Origin of the sequence: Nocardia sp. NPDC050630 (genome assembly GCF_044457245.1) — a bacterium.
Taxonomy (GTDB): Bacteria; Actinomycetota; Actinomycetes; order Mycobacteriales; family Mycobacteriaceae; genus Nocardia.
Map to the genome: position 1 here is coordinate 532,035 of NZ_JBITGN010000001.1, position 19,510 is coordinate 551,544.

16 protein-coding genes are annotated in these 19,510 nt (G+C 66.6%); 7 read left to right on the plus strand and 9 right to left on the minus strand.

Annotated features, from left to right (window positions below):
* Positions 1-114 precede the first annotated feature (114 nt).
* Complete coding sequence (locus ACIBG0_RS02285) at positions 115-1,392, plus strand: acetoin utilization protein AcuC (RefSeq protein ID WP_397028464.1); 1,278 nt, start codon at positions 115-117, stop codon at positions 1,390-1,392.
* Entirely contained in the window at positions 1,385-4,153 is a 2,769-nt protein-coding gene (locus ACIBG0_RS02290) for a GNAT family N-acetyltransferase (protein WP_397028466.1), read from the plus strand. The genes ACIBG0_RS02285 and ACIBG0_RS02290 overlap by 8 nt, the downstream gene beginning before the upstream one ends.
* A 731-nt stretch (positions 4,154-4,884) precedes the next feature.
* On the opposite strand, the gene ACIBG0_RS02295 is transcribed toward ACIBG0_RS02290, so the two are convergent.
* The 3 genes from ACIBG0_RS02295 to ACIBG0_RS02305 all read right to left on the minus strand — a co-directional run bounded on the left by ACIBG0_RS02295 (position 4,885) and on the right by ACIBG0_RS02305 (position 8,378).
* Positions 4,885-5,853: a sigma-70 family RNA polymerase sigma factor gene (locus tag ACIBG0_RS02295; RefSeq protein ID WP_397028468.1), complete on the minus strand. Its 969-nt coding sequence runs from the start codon at positions 5,851-5,853 to the stop codon at positions 4,885-4,887.
* 194 nt (positions 5,854-6,047) lie between these two features.
* Positions 6,048-7,565: a methyltransferase gene (locus ACIBG0_RS02300; RefSeq protein ID WP_397028470.1), complete on the minus strand. Its 1,518-nt coding sequence runs from the start codon at positions 7,563-7,565 to the stop codon at positions 6,048-6,050.
* 72 nt (positions 7,566-7,637) lie between these two features.
* Positions 7,638-8,378, minus strand: a complete 741-nt coding sequence (locus ACIBG0_RS02305; protein WP_397028472.1) for a VOC family protein — start codon at positions 8,376-8,378, stop codon at positions 7,638-7,640.
* Between the two features lie 276 nt (positions 8,379-8,654).
* Here ACIBG0_RS02305 and ACIBG0_RS02310 point away from each other — a divergent pair, with 276 nt between their 5' ends.
* Positions 8,655-9,932, plus strand: a complete 1,278-nt coding sequence (locus ACIBG0_RS02310) for an MFS transporter (protein WP_397028474.1) — start codon at positions 8,655-8,657, stop codon at positions 9,930-9,932.
* Positions 9,933-10,133: 201 nt separating this feature from the next.
* Here the strand turns inward: ACIBG0_RS02310 and ACIBG0_RS02315 are convergent, their stop codons facing one another.
* Positions 10,134-10,487, minus strand: a complete 354-nt coding sequence (locus ACIBG0_RS02315; RefSeq protein WP_397030160.1) for a DUF3099 domain-containing protein — start codon at positions 10,485-10,487, stop codon at positions 10,134-10,136.
* 172 nt (positions 10,488-10,659) lie between these two features.
* On the opposite strand from ACIBG0_RS02315, the gene ACIBG0_RS02320 reads away from it, so the two are divergent.
* Positions 10,660-10,893: a DUF3039 domain-containing protein gene (locus ACIBG0_RS02320; protein ID WP_062989131.1), complete on the plus strand. Its 234-nt coding sequence runs from the start codon at positions 10,660-10,662 to the stop codon at positions 10,891-10,893.
* On the opposite strand, the gene ACIBG0_RS02325 is transcribed toward ACIBG0_RS02320, so the two are convergent.
* The gene (locus tag ACIBG0_RS02325) at positions 10,869-12,047 is read right to left on the minus strand and encodes a YihY/virulence factor BrkB family protein (RefSeq protein ID WP_397028476.1); all 1,179 of its coding nucleotides are present in this window, start codon (positions 12,045-12,047) and stop codon (positions 10,869-10,871) included. The genes ACIBG0_RS02320 and ACIBG0_RS02325 overlap by 25 nt on opposite strands.
* Positions 12,048-12,335: 288 nt before the next feature.
* Between ACIBG0_RS02325 and ACIBG0_RS02330 the strand changes: the two genes are divergently transcribed.
* Positions 12,336-13,994, plus strand: coding sequence for a DEAD/DEAH box helicase (locus ACIBG0_RS02330; RefSeq protein WP_397030162.1), 1,659 nt, complete (start codon positions 12,336-12,338; stop codon positions 13,992-13,994).
* A gap of 67 nt (positions 13,995-14,061) precedes the next feature.
* On the opposite strand, the gene ACIBG0_RS02335 is transcribed toward ACIBG0_RS02330, so the two are convergent.
* Positions 14,062-14,670 (minus strand): TetR/AcrR family transcriptional regulator, encoded by a 609-nt coding sequence (locus tag ACIBG0_RS02335; protein WP_397028478.1) that lies wholly within the window; start codon positions 14,668-14,670, stop codon positions 14,062-14,064.
* A 107-nt stretch (positions 14,671-14,777) separates the two neighbouring features.
* On the opposite strand from ACIBG0_RS02335, the gene ACIBG0_RS02340 reads away from it, so the two are divergent.
* Positions 14,778-15,518 (plus strand): SDR family NAD(P)-dependent oxidoreductase, encoded by a 741-nt coding sequence (locus ACIBG0_RS02340; RefSeq protein WP_397028480.1) that lies wholly within the window; start codon positions 14,778-14,780, stop codon positions 15,516-15,518.
* Between the two features lie 11 nt (positions 15,519-15,529).
* On the opposite strand, the gene ACIBG0_RS02345 is transcribed toward ACIBG0_RS02340, so the two are convergent.
* Positions 15,530-16,342 carry an AraC family transcriptional regulator gene (locus tag ACIBG0_RS02345; protein WP_397028482.1) on the minus strand — a complete coding sequence of 271 codons (813 nt, stop codon included), beginning with the start codon at positions 16,340-16,342 and terminating at the stop codon, positions 15,530-15,532.
* A gap of 55 nt (positions 16,343-16,397) precedes the next feature.
* Here ACIBG0_RS02345 and ACIBG0_RS02350 point away from each other — a divergent pair, with 55 nt between their 5' ends.
* Entirely contained in the window at positions 16,398-16,967 is a 570-nt protein-coding gene (locus ACIBG0_RS02350; RefSeq protein ID WP_397028483.1) for a class I SAM-dependent methyltransferase, read from the plus strand.
* 103 nt (positions 16,968-17,070) lie between these two features.
* Here the strand turns inward: ACIBG0_RS02350 and ACIBG0_RS02355 are convergent, their stop codons facing one another.
* Together ACIBG0_RS02355 and ACIBG0_RS02360 are read right to left on the minus strand one after the other, a co-directional pair.
* The gene (locus ACIBG0_RS02355; RefSeq protein ID WP_397028484.1) at positions 17,071-17,631 is read right to left on the minus strand and encodes a hypothetical protein; all 561 of its coding nucleotides are present in this window, start codon (positions 17,629-17,631) and stop codon (positions 17,071-17,073) included.
* Entirely contained in the window at positions 17,631-19,445 is a 1,815-nt protein-coding gene (locus ACIBG0_RS02360; protein WP_397028486.1) for a DEAD/DEAH box helicase, read from the minus strand. Before ACIBG0_RS02360 ends, ACIBG0_RS02355 begins: the two co-directional genes overlap by 1 nt.
* Positions 19,446-19,510: the final 65 nt, after the last annotated feature.

The window sequence follows — 19,510 nt, forward strand, 5'->3', positions numbered from 1 at the left end:
GCGCTGTGGGAATCCTGTCGGCGCACGGCCTGTCACCGTGTTCGCTCTTGCTTGTATTTCTACTGCATACGAACGTCCAACGGGGCGGTTACCTTCCCGCGTAGCGTTGCGATCATGGCCACTGCACCGCACGGCGAACAGTCCGCGCCGCTCGACGAAGGTGATCTCGAGGCGCGATCCGGAACCGTCGTCTGGACCGATCGTTTCCTCGATTACGCGTGGACGCCGGAGCACCCCATGAAACCGGCACGCCTGCAGTTCACCATGGCCTTGACGGAAAGTCTCGGATTGCTCGACGGTGTCGAGCGATTGGTGCCCGAGCGGGCCGAAGTGTCCGATTTGCTACGCATCCACACCGCGGACTACATCGAAGCCGTCGAACATGCCACACCGCCCGCGGGTGCGCCGCTCGCACCTCCGTACGGCCTCGGCTCACCGGACAACCCGGTATTCCCAGGGATGCATCAGGCGGCCTCGGTGATCGTCGGCGGCACATTGACCGCCGCACGCGAAATCGCCCAGGGGCGGACCCGCCGCGCGGTGAGCATCGGCGGCGGCATGCATCACGCGATGCCGGATTCGGCGGCCGGATTCTGCATTTACAACGATGCGGCTGTGGCCATCTCCTGGCTGCTGGACAACGGATTCGATCGGATTGCCTACATCGATGTCGATGTGCATCACGGCGACGGCGTTCAGCGCGCCTTTTACGGCGACCCGCGGGTGCTGACGATCTCGATTCATCAGCATCCGGCCACCCTGTGGCCCAATACCGGTTGGCCGGAGGAGACCGGCCACGGCGCCGCCGAGGGCACCGCGATCAATCTGGCGGTCCTGCCGGGCACCCGGGATCCTCAGTGGCTGCGCGGCTTTCACGCGATCGTGCCCGGTGCGCTGGCGGCCTTCCGCCCGCAGATCGTGGTCAGCCAATGTGGTGTCGATACCCATCGTGAGGACCCACTGGCCGATATGGAACTCACCGTCGACGGCCAACGCGCCGCCTTCATCGCGATGCGCGATCTCGCCGACGAATACGCCGAAGGCCGTTGGCTCGCCGTGGGTGGCGGTGGCTACGGCCTGGTGCGGGTGGTGCCGCGTGCCTGGACGCACCTGCTGGCGACCGCGCTGGATCGCACTATCGCACCGGAAACCGCGGTGCCACAGGACTGGATCGATATGATCCGATCCGCGGCGCCGAGCGTAGACCCACCGCGCACCATGAGTGACGGTGGTGACACCGCCTACCGCCCATGGGATGGTCCCGGCGGCACCGGGGAAACTGGAGACGCGCGCACCGACCGTGCGCAACGTGCAATCGATACGGCCGTATTGGCTACGCGCCGAGCGACCTTCGGGTTGCTCGGCCTGGATCCGGAGGACCCCCGTGACTGAAACCCCGCCCGTCCCGGACTCCCCGAGCACGCCCGCGGTGCCGCCACCGCCGCCGCAGCACTGGTTCGCCGATGTGCTCGCCTCCGATGGCGGCGTGGTGCGACTGTGCCCGATCACGCCCGATGATGCCGAGCGGCTGCAGGAATTCCACGCGGCGCTATCGGATCGTTCCCGATATCTGCGCTACTTCGGTCCGTACCCCCGCATTTCCCCCAAGGATCTGTACCGCTCCACCCACGTCGACCACCACGACCGGGTCGGACTGCTGCTGGTACTCGGTGAGGCGATCATCGCGGTCGGCCGCTATGAACTGCTGACCGACCGCACCGGAGCCCGAGCCGCCGAAGTCGCGTTCGTGGTGGCCGACGAACACCAGGGACGCGGACTCGGGTCGATTCTGCTCGAACATCTGGCGGGGGCGGCCGCGGAGAACAAGATCGAAACGTTCGTCGCGGAGGTGCTCGCGGAGAACACTGTGATGGTCACCGTATTCCGCGACGCGGGCTATCAAGTGGAGCGCGCTAGGGACGGTTCGGTACTGCATCTGGAATTCGCCATCGATCCCACCGAAGCCCTGCTCTCGGTGCGGGATTCGCGTGAGCGCGCTTCCGAGGCGCGCAGTGTCGGTAATCTGCTCGCGCCGCGTTCGGTCGCGGTGATCGGCGCCACCATGGGCTCGGCCCGGGTCGGCGGAGTGATCTTGGCCAATTTGTTGTCCGGGGTGTTCCAGGGGCCGGTGTTCCCGGTCAATCCGAATCGGCGATCGGTGCGCGGGGTACGGGCCTACCCGACGGTGCGCGATGTTCCCGATGAAGTGGATCTCGCGGTGGTCGCCGTGCCACCCGAGGCGATCAGCTCGGTTCTGGACGACTGTATGGCCAAGGGTGTCAAGGGATTGGTGGTGCTCACCGCGGGCTTCGGAGAAACCGGCGAGGATGGTGTGGTTGCCGAACACGAGTTGGTCGCCGCGGCGCGCGGACACGGAATGCGGGTGGTCGGGCCGAGTGCGCTCGGCATCGCCAATACCGATGCCTCGGTTGCATTGAACGCGACCCTGGCCTCGGTGCTGCCCGGGCGCGGGCGCATAGGGTTCTTCTGTCAGTCCGGTCCGTTGGGTGCGGCCATCCTCGGTGAGGCCGCCGCGCGCAACCTCGGGTTGTCGACCTTCGTCTCGGCGGGTAATCGCGCGGATGTGTCCGGCAACGACTTACTGCAGTACTGGGACAGCGACTCGGCTACCGATGTGATCCTGCTGTATCTGGAGAGCTTCGGTAATCCGCGCAAATTCTCCCGGATCGCGCGTCGGGTCGCGCGGAGTAAACCGATCGTCGCGGTAAGCAGTGGACGTTTGGCAGCGCGGTCCCAGCCGACCGGTGATATGGACCGATCCATTGTGCGTGACCTGTTCGCGCAGTCGGGAATCGTTCAGGTTGATTCGATTTCGGAGCTGTTCGACTGTGCGGCGCTGCTGGGTTATCAGCCGCTGCCGGCGGGGCCGCGGGTCGCAGTGATCGGCAATAGTGCGGCGTTGAACTGGCTGGCCGTCGATGCCGCGCGCGGTGAGGGGCTCGAGGTTCGACGACCCGCCGCCGTCCCGTACGACGGCGTTCGGCGCCCGCGCCCGACCGAGCGCGGGGTGGACGAGGAGTCGACCGGCGATCCGGTGAGCCTGGGGCCGGACGCGACGCCGGGTGCCTACCTGGACGCGGTGGTCGCCGCGCTGCGCTCGGATGAGATCGACGCGGTCATCGTGGTTTTCGCGCCGCCGGTGCCGCTGCCGATGGCCGGATTCGCCGATGCCATTCGCGAGGCCGCGGCGGCCGTGCCCGATGCGGCGAAACCTATTCTCACCACTTTCGTTGCCGAGCAGGGGATTCCGAATCTGCTGGCCATGCGTGGTCCGGCCGGTACGGCGGTGCGTGGCTCGATACCGTCCTATCCGGATCCCGAGCGCGCCGCACGGGCACTGGCCAGGGCGCATCGGTACGCACAGTGGCGCACGAAACCGGTGTCTACGGTGGTGCGTCCGGCGGGTATCGACGCGGAACGGGCTGAGCGGCTGGTCGCGAGCTGGATGAGCGAATCCGACGGGCGTTGGCTCACCGACCTCGAATCCGTCGAGCTATTGGACTGCTACGGAATTCACGTCGTCGAATTCCGCGAGGTCCGCAGCGCCGATGAGGCGGTCGCTGCGGCCGAGGAACTCGGCTATCCGGTCGCGGCCAAGGCGACCGGCGAAATGTGGCGGCGGCGACCGGATCTCAGCGGAGTTCGATTGGACCTGTGGCGTCCGGAGGCCGTTCGGCAGGCCTATTCGCATCTGGTGGAACTATGCGGTGATCCCGCCGTGCACATCCAGAAGATGGCCAGCCCTGGCGTCGGCTGTGTGCTGCGGGTGCAGGACGACCCGTCCTTCGGTTCGGTCATCGAATTCGGACTCTCCGGCATGATTATCGAACTCCTCGGGGACCGCGCCTACCGCGCCCTCCCACTCACCGCCGACGAAGCGACCGCTCTCATCGACGCCCCGCGGGCGGCCCCCCTCCTCTCCGGCACCCCCGCCAGTCCCCGCGTCGATAAACCCGCCCTGGTCGAACTCGTCCAACGCGTCTCGGCCCTTTTCGACGACCTCCCCGAAATCCGAGAACTATCCTTCGATCCCGTCCTCGCCTCCGCCAACGCCGCCGCAATCCTGTACGCCCGAGCCCGCTTCGGCCCCCAACCCAGCCGCTTCGACTCCGGCCCTCGCCGCCTCGGCTGAGCTCCCGTCCGCCCCCGACCATGCGAGCCCGCCGTCACCCAATGCGCCGATCTGCCACCAACGCGCGCATCGAAGTCCCATGTCAGCGGTGCGAATCGCCAGCGGGTTCACACCTGAAGCAACCTGCCCGCCATAGCGCGCAGATACGCCAGCGCAGGGGGAGATATCTTCGCTCCCGCCGGATAGCTATTTCAGCGGTATCCGCCGTGGTTTCTGGCATCCCGCTGCGTCGACTGTTTGCTGCGCCGGTGGCGAGTGATCCGTGGCGACAGGTGTGGGAGATTCGCCTTCACTCGCCACCAGACCCCGACCTTCGTAAACCTCTACTACACACCGACTTTCACCCGATCCTGCTGTGTAAGGATGTCGATCCGGGGCGCGGCGTGCCAACTCGACGTGCGATGCCGCTCGCTGGGGCAAGCGCACAACTTGTCCAGGCCAGCGTCGGCACCGGCCGCGTGAGAGAGGATTTCGCGATTCTGCCGATGCGCTGGCCGAGAACTCCGCACTCGCACTGACACCGCAGAACCTCACGGTCGACGATGGACTCGGGGGTCTTGAATGAGGTTCGCCGACCGGCTCGCGCGAACCCGGAGGGGACGGGACGCGCGGTCGCCGGTCGGCGTTTCGAGGTGACCGTCCCGGGTCACCGAGCCGGACGCCGGACCGGCCTCGGAGTAGTCCGGCGTCATGGGCACGTGCCGGGCTGACCGGCACGAGTTATTGCGGGATCAGCTGGCGTAGGCGCGCAGGCGATCGGCCCGCTCACCCTTGCGCAGCTTCGACATGACCTCACGCTCTATCTGACGAACACGCTCGCGGGAGAGTCCGAAGAGCTTGCCGATCTGGTCGAGGGTACGCGGCTGGCCGTCGTCCAGGCCGAAGCGCAACCGGATGACCTGCTGCTCACGCTCGTCCAGGGTGGCCAGCACGCTGCGCACATCGTGGTGCAGGAGTCCGGCGATCACGGCGGATTCGGCCGAGGTCGCCTCGGAGTCCTCGATGAAATCGCCCAGCGGGGCCTCTTCGTCGTTGCCGACCGGCATATCCAGGCTTACCGGGTCGCGGCTGTGGTCCAGCAGATCCGAGATCTTGTCGACCGGAATACCGGACTCGTTGGCGAGTTCGGCATCGGTTGCCTCGCGACCGAGCTGCTGATGCAGTTCGCGCTTGATCCTGGCCAGCTTGTTGACCTGCTCGACCAGATGCACGGGCAGGCGGATGGTGCGGCTCTGATCGGCCATACCGCGGGTAATGGCCTGGCGAATCCACCAGGTGGCATAGGTGGAGAACTTGAATCCCTTGGAGTAGTCGAACTTCTCCATTGCCCTGATCAAGCCGAGGTTGCCCTCCTGGATCAGGTCCAGCAGCGGCATACCGCGGCCGGTGTAGCGCTTGGCGAGGGAGACCACGAGCCGGAGGTTGGCTTCGAGTAGATGCGAGCGTGCCGACTGGCCTTCGCGAACGATGATGGCCAGATCGCGCTTGCGGGTGGCCGACAATCGCTTGCCGGTCTCCAGCAGATGCTGCGCATAGAGGCCCGCCTCGATGCGCTTTGCCAGCTCGACCTCGTCGGCTGCCGTGAGCAGTGCGGTACGGCCGATCCCGTTCAGGTACACACGTACCAGGTCGGCTGCAGGGCTCTGGGCGTCGAGGTCCGAATCGCTGGTGCGCACACGAGTGGTGGCGGGGCTTGTCATGACTTGCCTCCTGTCGGTGGTGTCTCACTCCGAATAACGGACCCGACAGGTAGAAAGTTCCCCGCTATTGCTCCGATAAACCGCTCTGAACTGCGGTTTCCGTCACTTGCGTCTGAGAAGTTCCTGAGAACCCCACCCTGTCGGAACAACCCGTGCGCGAAGCGTCGGGCGGGACGGGAGTGGTTGCCGCTTCGTTACCCGGGTCGCACCAAACCGTGGCGAACCAATCCGGCCACCACGGATAATGCGTCGGCCGCGAACTCCTCGGTGATTTCGCCCGATCCGTGGGCGAGCGCGAGCAGTTCTATCAGCTCTTGTAACGGCAAGCCCTCGGCGCGCATTCCCGCGACGAGTGCGATGGTGGACTCGTCCACCTCATGCTGCCAGCGTGGACCGTCCCCGCGGTGCAACCGCGCGACCTGCTGCTGCCAACCGAATTCGCCGTGCAGATAGACCCGTTCCAGCGCGGTCGCGGAATCGACCACGAAACGTGTTGACCAGACGAGGTTTTCCTCGGCGGCGGCGCGGCGTAACCAGGCCGAGCGTTCGAAATACGCGATGGCCTCGGCGCCGAGCGGATCGTCGAAGCCATGCATCAGATCCTCGGCGAGCAGTTCGGTCGGACCGTCGATGGCGTGCAGATAGACGAAGCCGAAGCCGATGGCATCGACATCGGCGGCGCTGAAGGCGTCGAGCCATTGTTCGGCGCGAGCCTGTGCGGCCGGGTCGCGCGGATCCAAACCCGCGTCACGCAGCCATGTTCCGACATAGAGGGCCGGATCGGCGACATCGCGTTGGACCACCCAGGCATCCACGCCCTGCGCGGGCAGCCATGACGAGACGCGCTGACGCCAGTCCTCGCCGTCCACATGCACCCAGGCGGCGAGCATCGCGGCGGTGCCACCGGGGGCGAGCACGTTGGGGGCCTGTGAGATCACCAATTCGCTTGCGCCGTCGAGGGCGAGCCCGGAGTCGCGGTAGGTGTGCTCTATGCGGGCTGGTCCGACGACGAAAGGCGGATTGGCCACCACCTGGTCGAAGCGTCGACCCGCCACCGGTTCGAACCAGGAACCAGGCAGCAGTTCGATGTCGAGCCCATTGAGTGCCGCGGTCGCCTCGGCCAACCACAGGGCGCGCGGATTCACGTCGGTCGCGGTCACCCGGTCCGCATACGCGGCGGCGTGGACCGCCTGAACGCCGCAGCCGGTGCCCAAGTCCAGAACCGAACCGACGCGGCGAGTCGGAGTGGCGCGCAGCAGCGAGAGGGACGCGTGGCCGACGCCGAGCACATGATCCTCGGTCAGGGTGCGCCGCGACATCGAATCGTCGAGGTCGGACAGGATCCAGCGAGTGCCTTCGCCCGCGTCGAGCGGACGAAGGTCGAGTGCAGCACGCACATCGTCGACGTCACGGGTGAGCAGGCCGGCCGCCACCGCACGGTCGATATCCACCGGTGCCAGTGCGGCCGCGACCTCGCGTTCGGGCAGTGCGTCACCGAGCAGCAACAGGCGGATCAGTGTGCCGAGCGTGCCAGCCCGACGAGCGGCTCGTCGCACCGGTACCGGCTCGGAGCGGCCCAGGGCGGCGTGCACGTCGGGGCCGAGCACTTCGAGCAGGGTGTCGGCGTTGTACCCGACGCGGGTCAGCGCGGCCCGAAGATCGGGGCACAGCGCGGTGAGCAGCGATCCGGTGGTCGTCTGGTTGGTAGGCACACCGGTACTCTGCCACCGCGACACACCGGCAACCGAAACGTGCTCCTCGTGTCACATGGACAGCGCTCGATCTCAGACGCCGTTCGGGTCGCGTCCGGTAATGCAGTAGGGCGCGTCGGCCGGATCGGACATGACGATCCACTGTTCATGGCGCTCGACCAGCGTCGCGCCGAGGGACTCGTGCCATGCGGCAGTGGCGTCGACATCGGCGGAGGCGAGGTCGATGTGCGCGCTGGCGGGCCGGTCCTCGCCGAGGCGCTGCAGCAGAAGCTGGACGGGCATCGGCTCCTTCGCGCGCAGCCGGGCGAATTCGGGCAGGCGGCCCTGCGTCAGGTCCCAGTTGGTGAGGGTGGTCCAGAAGCGGGTTTCGGCGGCGTAGTCGGTCGGGCCGATATCGAGGCAGACCTGATCGAGGCGGGTGAGAGTGCCCTCAGGCGCGCGCACGGCCGGGGCGGGAGTGCCCTTCGCGCGACCATTCGGGGTGAAGCAGAAGATCTGACCGCCTGGGGAGCGCAGCACCGCGTAGCGCTTGTGGTTGGCGACCAGTTCGGCGTCGAGATCGAGTGCGACGCGGACCGCGGCGGCGACATCGTCGACGTCGAGATCCAGGTGCACCCGGCCGAGTCCGGTCACCGCTTGCATCTTGACGCCCGCATCGGCGAAGAGTGCGGGATCCGGTAGGAGCGTGAGGAATTCGTCGTTCTCACCGCGTCGCGGCGAGAGTTGGGTGTCGGTGATCGTCGACCAGAATGTCGCGCATTCGTCGAAACGTTGCGTCGGGCGGTCGAGGAAGGCCCAGACCCACCGAATCATGCTTTCTCCTGTTTCCTGGCGGGAGTTCCCGCGCCGCCATCGGCGTGCAGTTGTCGCATCTTCCGGCGATTCGGTGCCGCCCGCGCCAAGTTGGCGCGGATGTGTCGCACATCACTGATGTTGAGAGACTTCCCGTCTCCTACCCCCGCCACAGAGTAGGTGTTCGCCCGCGAAGCTGTCGAGCCGGTTTCGGATCGGTCGTATCTGGCACGATCTTGGCGGTTTATGGCATTGCGGCCACTCGTTCGACGGGCGAAATTCCGGCACGCTCAGCGGGTGACTGAACTGCAGACGCCTCCGGTACTTGTCGATTCCGTGCCGAGGCGGCTGCATCCCGCCTGGATCGTCGCCGGTGTTGGATTCATCGCGCTCTTGGGCGCGGCGGCGTTCCGGTCGGTGCCGAGTGTGCTGCTGGATCCGCTGCACGAGGAGTTCGGCTGGTCGCACGGCACCATCGGGGCGGCGGTCTCGCTGAACCTGCTGTTGTACGGGCTGATCTCGCCGTTCGCCGCGGCGCTGATGGACCGATTCGGTATCCGCCGGGTGGTGGCATGCGCCCTGGTACTCGTCGCGGCGGGTAGCGGACTGACCGTGTTCATGACCCAGCCTTGGCATTTGGTGGCGACTTGGGGTCTGTTGGTCGGGGTCGGAGTCGGATCGATGTCCATGCCGTTCGTCGCGACGATCACCGGCCGCTGGTTCGTGCGCCAGCGCGGACTGGTGACCGGTGTGCTCACCGCGGCGGGTGCTACCGGGCAGCTGGTCTTCCTGCCGCTGGTATCCGCGGTGGCACACGCACACGGTTGGCGGGTGCCCTCGCTGATCGTCGCGGGTGTCGCGCTCGCGGTGGTGCCGCTGGTCCTGCTGTTCATCCGCGACTTCCCCAGCGACGCAGGCGTTTCCGCGTACGGTGCCGAACCCGGCAGCACGGTGGGACTGCGCGTACAGGCGACCGGCGGTGCGACCCGCGCGCTGACGGTCTTGGCCACGATCGCACGCAGTCCCGGATTCTGGCTGCTCGCGGGCGGATTCGCGATCTGTGGCGCATCGACCAACGGCCTGGTCGGCACCCACTTCGTCAGCGCCGCACACGATCACGGCATGCCGCCAACCACCGCCGCTGGCCTGCTGGCACTGGTTGGCATCTTCGATGTGGCCGGGACTATCTTCTCCGGCTGGCTCACCGACCGGGCCGACCCCCGCTACCTGCTGGTGGGCTACTACACACTGCGCGGACTGTCGCTGCTGATCCTGCCCTCGTTGTTCGCCCCGGACACCCAGCCGAGCATGTGGGTGTTCATCGTTTTCTACGGCCTGGACTGGATCGCCACCGTCCCGCCCACGGTCATGCTCTGCCGCGAACTCTTCGGCGCCGACGGCCCCGTCGCCTTCGGCTGGGTCTTCGCCTCCCACCAAATCGGCTCCGCCATAGCGGCCACCGGCGCCGGCATCATCCGCGACGTCCAGGGCTCCTACAACCTCGCCTGGTACATCGCCGGTGCGCTCTGCGCCGCCGCAGCACTCATGTCCGCAGGGATTCGCCGCCACCCCTGAATCCGGCCCCCGGGAATGCGCTGGTGGCGAGCCTTCTCGAAGGGGTAACTCCACAGCGCATGGTGATCGCTCGTCCAGCTCGGTATCGGTGTGTCGGCGCCCGTGTGTGGCGTTATTTCTGGTGCCCGAGCCTCTGCACGGCCTTCGGCTGGCGGCTTGTCTTTGACCTGCCGGCCATCGAACCTCGCCCCGAGACCGTCCTCAGGAGTCGATAGCCCGGTGCGGCCGCGATTCGATCGCCGTACGCGGCCGGTCCCAGCGACTGGGCTCGTCCTTACGGCGCGGCGGCCGGTCATTCGCGATCAGGACCGCGATCCAAGGCAACGGAATCGAGGCCGCGATGATCAGGATCGAGAGCAGCGCATTGCTGAAAGCGCTGTAGGCGATCGCTGCCAAGATCAGGCAGGGAATGCGGAACGCCATGATGATGGTGTAGCGGCGGACCCTGGAGCGGTGCTGATCGTCCAGTGACGGCGCGGCCTCGGTGATCAGCACCGGGTGCTTCTCGTCATTGCCGGGGAAGTAGCCGGTGGTCTTGCGGGGTGACGTCGGCATTGTCACGTCCGGGCGATCACCGCTGCCGATGTCGTCGGCGTCGGGGGTGTCGCCGTACTGCTGCATACCCTGAGTCTTCCACTGTCGAGGGCACACCGCACATGGCCTGGTCAGCTGGATTAATACCGACCGTCGTCAGCCGAGCCGGCGAGTATGCGGCATCATGGAATCCGTGAGTACCGACACTCTGGTTCGCCCGGATACGACCACCGACGAGACGACGGGCGACGACACCCCGAAGTTCTTCCACTACGTGAAGAAGGACAAGATCGCCGAGAGCGCCGTCATGGGCACCCATGTGGTCGCCCTCTGCGGTGAGGTCTTCCCCGTGACGCGCTCGGCGAAGCCCGGCTCGCCGGTCTGCCCGGAGTGCAAGAAGGTCTACGACGGCTTGCGGAAGGGCTGAGAAGGTGACGAACCGCCCGGCGCGCTGAGCCGTGCCCGGGCGGCACCGACGCCGTTGTCCTCTGTCTGCTCGGTCGGCCGCTGAGCCTCCGGGGGTTTCTCTGTGCCCGGATCATCGTGGTCGGTATCGGAGTCGTCCCCGCCCAACTGGTTGGACAACCATTCCTTCACTTGATCGATGCGAGTGCTGCGGGCGGGCCAAAATTCCTGCACCGCGGCATTGAATTCCGCGCCGAGGATGACCGCGAAGCCGAGGAAGAACGTGAAAAGTAAGAACGCGATCGGGGTCGCGAGCGCGCCATAGCTGACGCCGGTCCTGGTGACCCAGGCCAGATAACGGCGCAGCCCTTCACTGGCGGCCATGAAGAACACGCCGGCGACCAGCGCCCCGCCGAATAAGCGATGCCACGGCAGCGATTTGTGCAGCGCCAGCTTGTACAGCGTGGTGAGCCCGATGATCAGCACCAGGCCGACTCCCGGGTAGTAGAACGAGTCGATCAATCGCAGCCCGGGTTCGCGCCACGAGTCCGGCAGCACCCGTCCGATCAGTGTCGGACCCAGCGCGATCAGCGGCAATAGGAACACCGCGACCACAAGGAACAGCACATACAGCAGCAAGGCGAAGATGCGCTGCCAGACCGGATGCCGGGCATCCTGCTGCCCATGCGCCTCGACTATCGAATCCACGAAGGTCGACATCGCCGAGGATCCGGCCCACAGCGACATGACGAAACCCACCGAGACGAAGGCGGCGCGTCCGCGACTGAGTACATCGGTGACGGTCGGTTCGATCAGATCGCTCACCACACTCGTACTGAACAGGTCCCGGCTGAACGCGATGATCTTCTGCTGGACGATCTGCACGGTGTCGGGTCCGAACCATTCCCCGACGTAACCGAGGCTGCCGAGCACCCCGAGCAACAGCGGTGCCAGCGACATCGTCTGCCAGAACGCCGCGGCCGCGGATTTGGCGAAGATCGAATCATCCCACGACTTCACCGCCACCCGCACGACGAGTTTGCCACCCTGTCGCGCAACCCGCGTTGCGACCCTGCGGATATAGGTCGCCGCGGTGGGTTCCGCGCAGCCTCCGCCGCTGTGGATCGGCTGGTCGCCGGTCCCCGAGGGGTGCGGTAGGGCACTGTCGTCGGTCATGATGCCTACAAGCATCGCGCATCCGAGCATATTGTTCCGGTTTGCCATGGCATCGAGTCGATGGGGAGCAGATGAATACGGCGTGGCGCACGGCTCGGCGTGTGATGCCGGTCGCCCACGCCGCGTCGGTTTGGCGACACACCATGGGAGACAGCTAGGGTCGTCTGCGTGACTGTGTCGGGTGGCGCCGCTGTGGCGGGAGAAGCGGAAACACCGGGCGATTCGCAAAAATCGAGCGCCGCGGGTTCCACCGGTGGTTCGCTACGCGCTTGGCAGCGCCGGGCCCTGATGAAGTACTTGTCGACCAAGCCGAGGGACTTCCTCGCGGTGGCGACGCCGGGCGCGGGTAAGACCACCTTCGCCCTGCGGGTCGCGGCCGAACTGCTGGCCGACCGCACCGTCGACCAGATCACCGTGGTCGCCCCGACCGAACACCTCAAACACCAGTGGGCCCAATCCGCGGCCCGCGTGGGCATTCAGCTGGATTCGCGCTTCTCCAACGCGACCGGTGCGACCTCCGGCGACTATCACGGCGTCGTGGTCACCTACGCGCAGATCGCCTCGCATCCCGCGCGGCACCGCGTCCGCACCGAAAGACGCAGAACCCTGGTGATTCTGGACGAGATCCACCATGCTGGCGATGCGAAGTCCTGGGGTGATGCGACCGCCGAGGCTTTCGGTGACGCCACCCGCCGACTCGCGCTGACCGGTACCCCGTTCCGCAGCGATGACAGCCAGATCCCGTTCGTCACCTATGAACCCGATGAGGGCGGTTTCCCGCGCTCGCGTGCCGACCACTCCTACGGCTACGCCGAGGCATTGGCCGACGGCGTCGTCCGACCGGTCGTCTTCCTGGCGTATTCCGGCGAGGCACACTGGCGCGACAGTGCGGGCGAAGAGTATTCGGCCCGCCTCGGTGAGCCGCTGAGCGCCGAACACACCGCCCGTGCCTGGCGCACCGCCCTGGATCCGGCCGGCGACTGGATGTCGAAGGTGCTGGTCGCCGCGGATACCCGGCTGCGCCAGTTGCGTGCGACCGGTATGCCCGATGCCGGTGGTCTGGTGATCGCCACCGACCAGGAGCGGGCCCGCGATTACGCCGAACTGCTGGAACATATTTCGGGCGAGCGGCCCGCGGTGGTGCTGTCGGATGATCCGTCCTCCTCGGACCGGATCGCCGAATTCAGCAAGAACACACAGCCCTGGATGGTCGCGGTGCGCATGGTGTCCGAGGGCGTCGACGTGCCGCGCCTCGCGGTCGGCGTCTACGCGACCAGTGCCTCGACACCGCTGTACTTCGCCCAGGCCATCGGCCGGTTCGTGCGTGCGCGCAAGCCCGGCGAGACCGCTAGTGTGTTCCTGCCGTCGGTGCCGGTGCTGCTCGATCTGGCCGCGCAGCTGGAGCTGCAGCGCGATCACGTTATCGGCAAGCCGCACCGCGAGCAGAACGGCCTCGAAGACGCCCTGCTGATCGATGCGAACAAGCAGAAGGACGAGCCGGGCGAGGACGAGAAGCCTTTCGTCGCACTAGCCGCCGACGCCGAGCTCGACCAGGTGATCTACGACGGGTCCTCCTTCGGCACAGCCACTTTCGCGGGCAGCGCGGAGGAGGCGGACTACCTCGGGATTCCCGGACTATTGGATGCGGAGCAGATGCGGGCGCTGCTGCGGGAACGTCAATCCAAGCAGCTAGCCGAACGCGGTGAGGCGGCGACGCCCGATCCTGGCCCGCAGGTCGCCTCGGCCGCCGAGCGGGTCGCGACCGCGGACAAGCTCGGTGAGCTGCGTCGCGAACTCAACAGCCTGGTCGCCATGCACCACCATCGCACCGGCAAGCCGCACGGTGTGATCCACGGTGAGTTGCGCCGCGAATGCGGTGGTCCGCCAACGGCATTGGCCACCGCTGACCAACTGGGTGAGCGTATCGCCGCCCTGCGCCGGAAGTAATCGCGGCGCGATCGAGTACGGCTGTGACTGCACATGTGCAATTGCTGGGGCCAACAGGTCCTAGCTATCAGCGAGCGATGGCCGGTGCGGGCCACACCGCCATGGCGCAGTCGATGGATTGAGTGAGTTCGGCGTGTGACGCCCCGTCGCGGGCTCGGATGGACAGGCCGTACAGCACCGTGGTGTAGAAGCTGGCGAGGGCCGCGGTATCGGTATCCGGCGGTAGATCACCTTCGGTGACACCGCGATCCAGGCGTTCGCGGATGTCTTCGATTGTCTGGCGGCGTTTTTCGACCAGGAAGTCGCGGATGGTTTCGCTGCGCGTGGTGTAGGTGGAACCTGCCAGCACGACCATGCAGCCGTGCGGTTTGTCCTCGTGGGTATATGCCATGGCGTTGTCGCGCAACATGGCTTCGATGCTCGCGCGAGCGGTGGGTTCCTCGCGCAAGGCGCGTGCGGTGTAGCCGCCTTCGGTCTCGCCGTACAGCCCGACTGCCGCGCGGAACAACTCTTCCTTCCCACCGAACGCGGCGTACAGACTCGGTGAGTTGACGCCCATCGCCGCGGTGAGATCGCTCATCGACGAGCCCTCGTAGCCGTGCTCCCAGAACACCTCCATGGCGCGACGCAGCGCGACCTCACGATCGAATGCGCGTGGACGTCCACGTTCGGCCATGGCCCGTTCCTTTCTGTGTCGATCGTTAAATATACCTCTTGACGCCGTCGCAGCCGATGCGCTTAGCTATTTATGTACTGATCGACACAGAATTCGGAGGAGTAGCGATGTCGGATCTGACGGGCAAGGTGGCGCTGGTGACCGGCGGCAGCCGGGGGATCGGAGCGGCGATCGTCCGGCACCTGGCCGCCGCGGGCGCGGACGTGGCGCTGACCTACCAGCACAACGAGGTGCAGGCGAAATCGGTGGTCGCCGAGGCGGAATCGGCGGGGCGGCGCGCGATCGCCATCCAGGCGGACAGCGCCGACGCGGGCGCGGTCGTCGCGGCGGTGCATCGAGCCGCGGCCGAACTCGGCAGACTCGATGTGCTGGTCAACAACGCGGGCATCTTCCCGGCCAAGCCGTTCGAAGAGTTCACCGTCGAGGAGATCGACCGCGCGCTCAACATCCACGCGCGGGCGGCATTCGTTGGTGCGCAGGCAGCGGTCGAACATATGACCGAGGGCGGGCGCATCATCAGTATCGGCAGTAACCTGTCCGAGCGCGCCGCGTTCGGTGGAGTCGCGCTGTACAACCTGAGCAAATCCGCACTCAATGGATTCACAAAAGCCCTTGCGCGTGAACTCGGACCGCGCAGCATCACGGTCAATCTGGTGCAGCCCGGCTCCACCGACACCGATATGAACCCCGCGGACGGCGACCACGCCCCGCACCAAATCGGCCTGACCGCCCTCGGCCGCTTCGGCACCACCGACGACATCGCAGCCACCGTAACCTTCCTCGCCGGCCCCTCCGGCCGCAGCATCACCGGCGCGACCTTCACCGTCGACGGCGGCACCAACGCCTGATTCCGCTGCGATTACCCGGCGAAGTAGCGGCCGGGGGAGATGCCGACGGTGCGGCGGAAGGCGGCGACGTAGGCGCTGGGGGTGGCATAGCCGACGCGGCCCGCGACGCGGGCGATCGGCAAGCCTTCGGCGAGCAGGGGGAGCGAGGCTGCTAGACGGATCTGGGTTCGCCACTGGCCGAAGGTGATTCCGGTTTCGTCGAGGAACAGACGGGCCAGGGTGCGGGGACTGGTGGCGGCGTCGGTGGCGAGTTCGTTGAGGGTGCGGGAGTCGGCGGGGTTCCGGGTCAAGGCGTCGGCAACCCGGACGGCTCGGGCATCTATTGGTCGGCGCGCGCCTACAGGAATCACGTCGACCGGCTCGAGAAGATCGAAGACCACCGCCTCCGCGCGTTCGCGTCGTGCGAGGGCGGTGTCGAGTCCGGTGAGATGGTCGAACAGTTCGCGCAGCAACGGCGATACGCGCAGCATCGTCGGCGTGGTCAATGAGACCGGGCATCGATCGGGTGCCACAAAGATGCCCCGCATGGTCGCGCCCTGGGTGGTTCCGGTTCGGTGCCGGGTGCCGCCGGGGATCCACAGGGCGCGGGTCGGTGGCAGAACCCAGTATCCGTCGCCGATTTCGACGGCGATGACACCCCTTGCCGCCCAGGCTATTTGGTGCTGCGGATGTTCATGAGTGTCGAACCAGTAGCCCGCGGACATGACGCCAGCGCCGAAGACCATGGCGGTATCACCGACCGCGGCCCGGAACACCATGGACCCGTCGTCCGGCTGGGGTGTGCCGGGTTGGCCGGGCACCAGGAATTGGCTGTTTCGCGACACAATTTGTCACCGTAGCCTGTCGTGGTCACCGCCGGCTGCTCCTAGCGTGAATCGCATGGCGATGAACTACCTCCACACATTGATGTGCCGATCGGCGGCGTGGGAACGGACGAGTACGACGCGGATCGTCCCGTGGGCGCTGTCCGGCCTCGACCCGGGTGCGTCCGCACTCGAGATCGGGCCCGGCTATGGTGCCAATATCCGCGCCTTGCGAGCACGCGCCGATAAGCTGACCGGAGTCGAGATCGATCCGGTGCTCGCCGATCGACTGCGTGCTCGGCACGGCGCCGCGATGACGGTGATCCAGGCCGACGGCGCGGATATGCCCTTGCCGCCGAGGCAATTCGACTCGGTCGTGTGCTTCACCATGCTGCACCACGTACCCACTGTCGGCGCACAGGACGCGCTATTCGCCGAAGCCCTACGCGTCCTGCGTCCCGGCGGTGTATTCGCAGGCAGCGACGGTCTCGACGGCCGCATATTCCGCCTGCTGCACCTCGGCGACACCTGTGTGCCGGTACCGCCCGAGCACGCCGCCGACCGGCTCACCAGAGTCGGCTTCACCAATGTCGAGATCGAAACCGGCGAACGTAGTTTCCGCTTCCGCGCCCGCCGTCCGGAGTGAGAAGGTCGAGCACTGCCAAGCGCGTGGCCCTTGGCCACCTGATCGTGTTCGGCGTCGAGCTGACCATCCGTGGCTCGGCCAGGGACAGCCACCGGAAAACGTTTCAGTGCATGGTTATTGCGGCCTCGAAGTATTCGACAGGGTCGAGTGCATTGATCGGCGTCCAGCGGGGTGACTCGACCGGAGCCGCCGAATCTTCAGGCGCGGCTTGGAAATAGCCTTGGATCTCCAGTGCCAGCCGAGGATTCTCGTCCACGCGTCGCGCCATGTCGTAGTGCACCGCGAGGACGTGCAGGCACCGGGCAGTGCGGGCCGAACAGGAACAGTCCGTTCCGGCCGGATCCGGCGCCGGACTGATTCCAGCGTCGACCAATGCCCGATGCATTTCGTCGGTGAGAACTGTTGTGTCCGGAATGATTTCGGCGATGGCCGTGATGGCCGAGCGGGGCAGCGGCGCGACTTCTAGATGTGTTACCGAGGCCTGCCCACCGCGGTGGATGGTGGCACGCACGATGCGGCCCTCGATACTCGCCTGGACACCGTTGTTGCGGGCGATGCTGCGAGCACGGGGGAGCAGCGGGTCCGGCCGGGTCTGGCGCAGCGGTTCGGCAAGCCGGACCCAGTCTCTACCCCACGCCGTATAACCGAATTCGTTGTCCGCCATCAGTTCTCCCTCTTGCGGCGCAGGATCTCGACGAGCTGGTCGTCGTCGAGGCGGGCCAGTGCGGCGATGCCCGCGGAATCGCTGAGGTCCGCGAGCGCGGATTTGCGGTCGTGCATGCCGGCGATGTGTTCCTCGACGGTGGTGCCCGAGGTCAGGGTGGTAATGGTGACGGTGCGGGTCTGCCCGATCCGGTGCACCCGGTCGGAGGCCTGGGCTTCCACGGCCGGATTCCACCACCGGTCGAAATGGATGACGTCGGCGGCACGCGTCAGGGTGAGCCCGGTGCCCGCGGCGCGCAGACTCAGGATCAGCACGGGCGGACCGTCTTCGGCTTGGAAGCTCGAAACGATCGCGGCGCGCGCGGCCTGGTCGAGTCCGCCGTGGAAGAACGGTGCCCGCACGCCGAATTGCTCGTGCAGGTGGCGGACCAGCAGATCGCCGGTGGCACGGTACTGGGTGAATATCAGTGTCGGATCACCGGTTTCGAGATTGTTGGCCACGATATCGGTGCACAGGTCCAGCTTTCCGGATCGGCCCGCCAATTCATCGAGCTCACCGGTGATCAGCCCTGGATGGTTGCAGACCTGCTTGAGGGCGGTCAGTGCCGCGAGCACCCGGCTCTGTCGTTGTGCGCCGTGGCCGAAGCCGTCATCGATCGCCTTATCGAGTAGTTGGTCGTAGAGCCGTTCCTGTTCGGTTGTCAGATCGCAGAGCAGATCGCTGTGGATTTTCGCGGGCAGCGACGCGGCGACCTGAGCCTTCTTACGCGCCAACAGCACCGGCTCTAGTGCATCTCGCAGCCGGGTCGCAGCGGCCGCTGAACCCTCGTGGATCGGCCGGACGAACCGTCGTCGGAATTGCGTGCGATGCCCGAACAGCCGTGGCGCCACCAGATTCAGCAGTGCCCACAGCTCCTCGAGATGGTTCTCCACCGGCGTACCCGTCAGCGCGACCTTCGCATCAGCCGTCAATGCCCGCGCCGCCTTGGATACCTGGGTGCGCGGATTCTTCAACGCCTGCGCCTCATCGAAAACGACTGTCGCCCAGGATCGACCGGCCAACACGCCACCGTGCAACCGCAACGTCGGATACCCGGTCACCACAACGGTCCCGGCCTCATTCGCGACCGCACCCCCACGCCATAGCAGCGGCCGCAGTCCCGGCGCGAATCGTGTGATCTCATGCACCCAGTTCCCGACCAATGACGTCGGACAAACCACGAGCTGCGTCCCACGCTCGGCTCGCCCGAGCAGAAATCCGATGGTCTGCACCGTCTTTCCGAGACCCATCTCATCGGCCAACACCGCCCCGCCGTGCGCCGCGACCGTCTCGTGCAACCACCCCGTGCCTCGCACCTGATACGGCCGCAACTCCGCCTTCAGCCCCGCCCGCAATTCCGCACCCACGGACCGCGTTTCACGCAACACCCGGGCCGCGCGTTCGGCGGACACGATCGAGGTCCCGGCGGCGTCAGGGACAGCGTGCGCCGCGATGGGCAGCGGCACCGAATCGTCCGGACGACCCACTGACGCCGACCGCGATATGCCGCCTACCGGATCAGACGCGGCCTCGCAGTCGAATTGTGCCGGGGCTTCACGACGAGATGTGGTGAGTACCGGGGAGTGCTGGGTCCGAGTGGCCACCCCCGAATGCGTCTGCGCATCGCATGGTTCGAGTCCGCCCAGCAGCACTGCGCGCCAAGCATGTACGGACGGGCCCGCGTCATCGAGGTCCAGCTTCAACAGTTCGTCGGGATCAACGAGTGCGCACTCGACATCGGTGACGGCGATCGTGCCCTGAGTTCCCGTGGGCACCGCTAAAGGGAGCGTTTCCCAATCGCCGTCGGGCGCGCGGCCGGGCGTGGAGCCGGTCCAAGTCC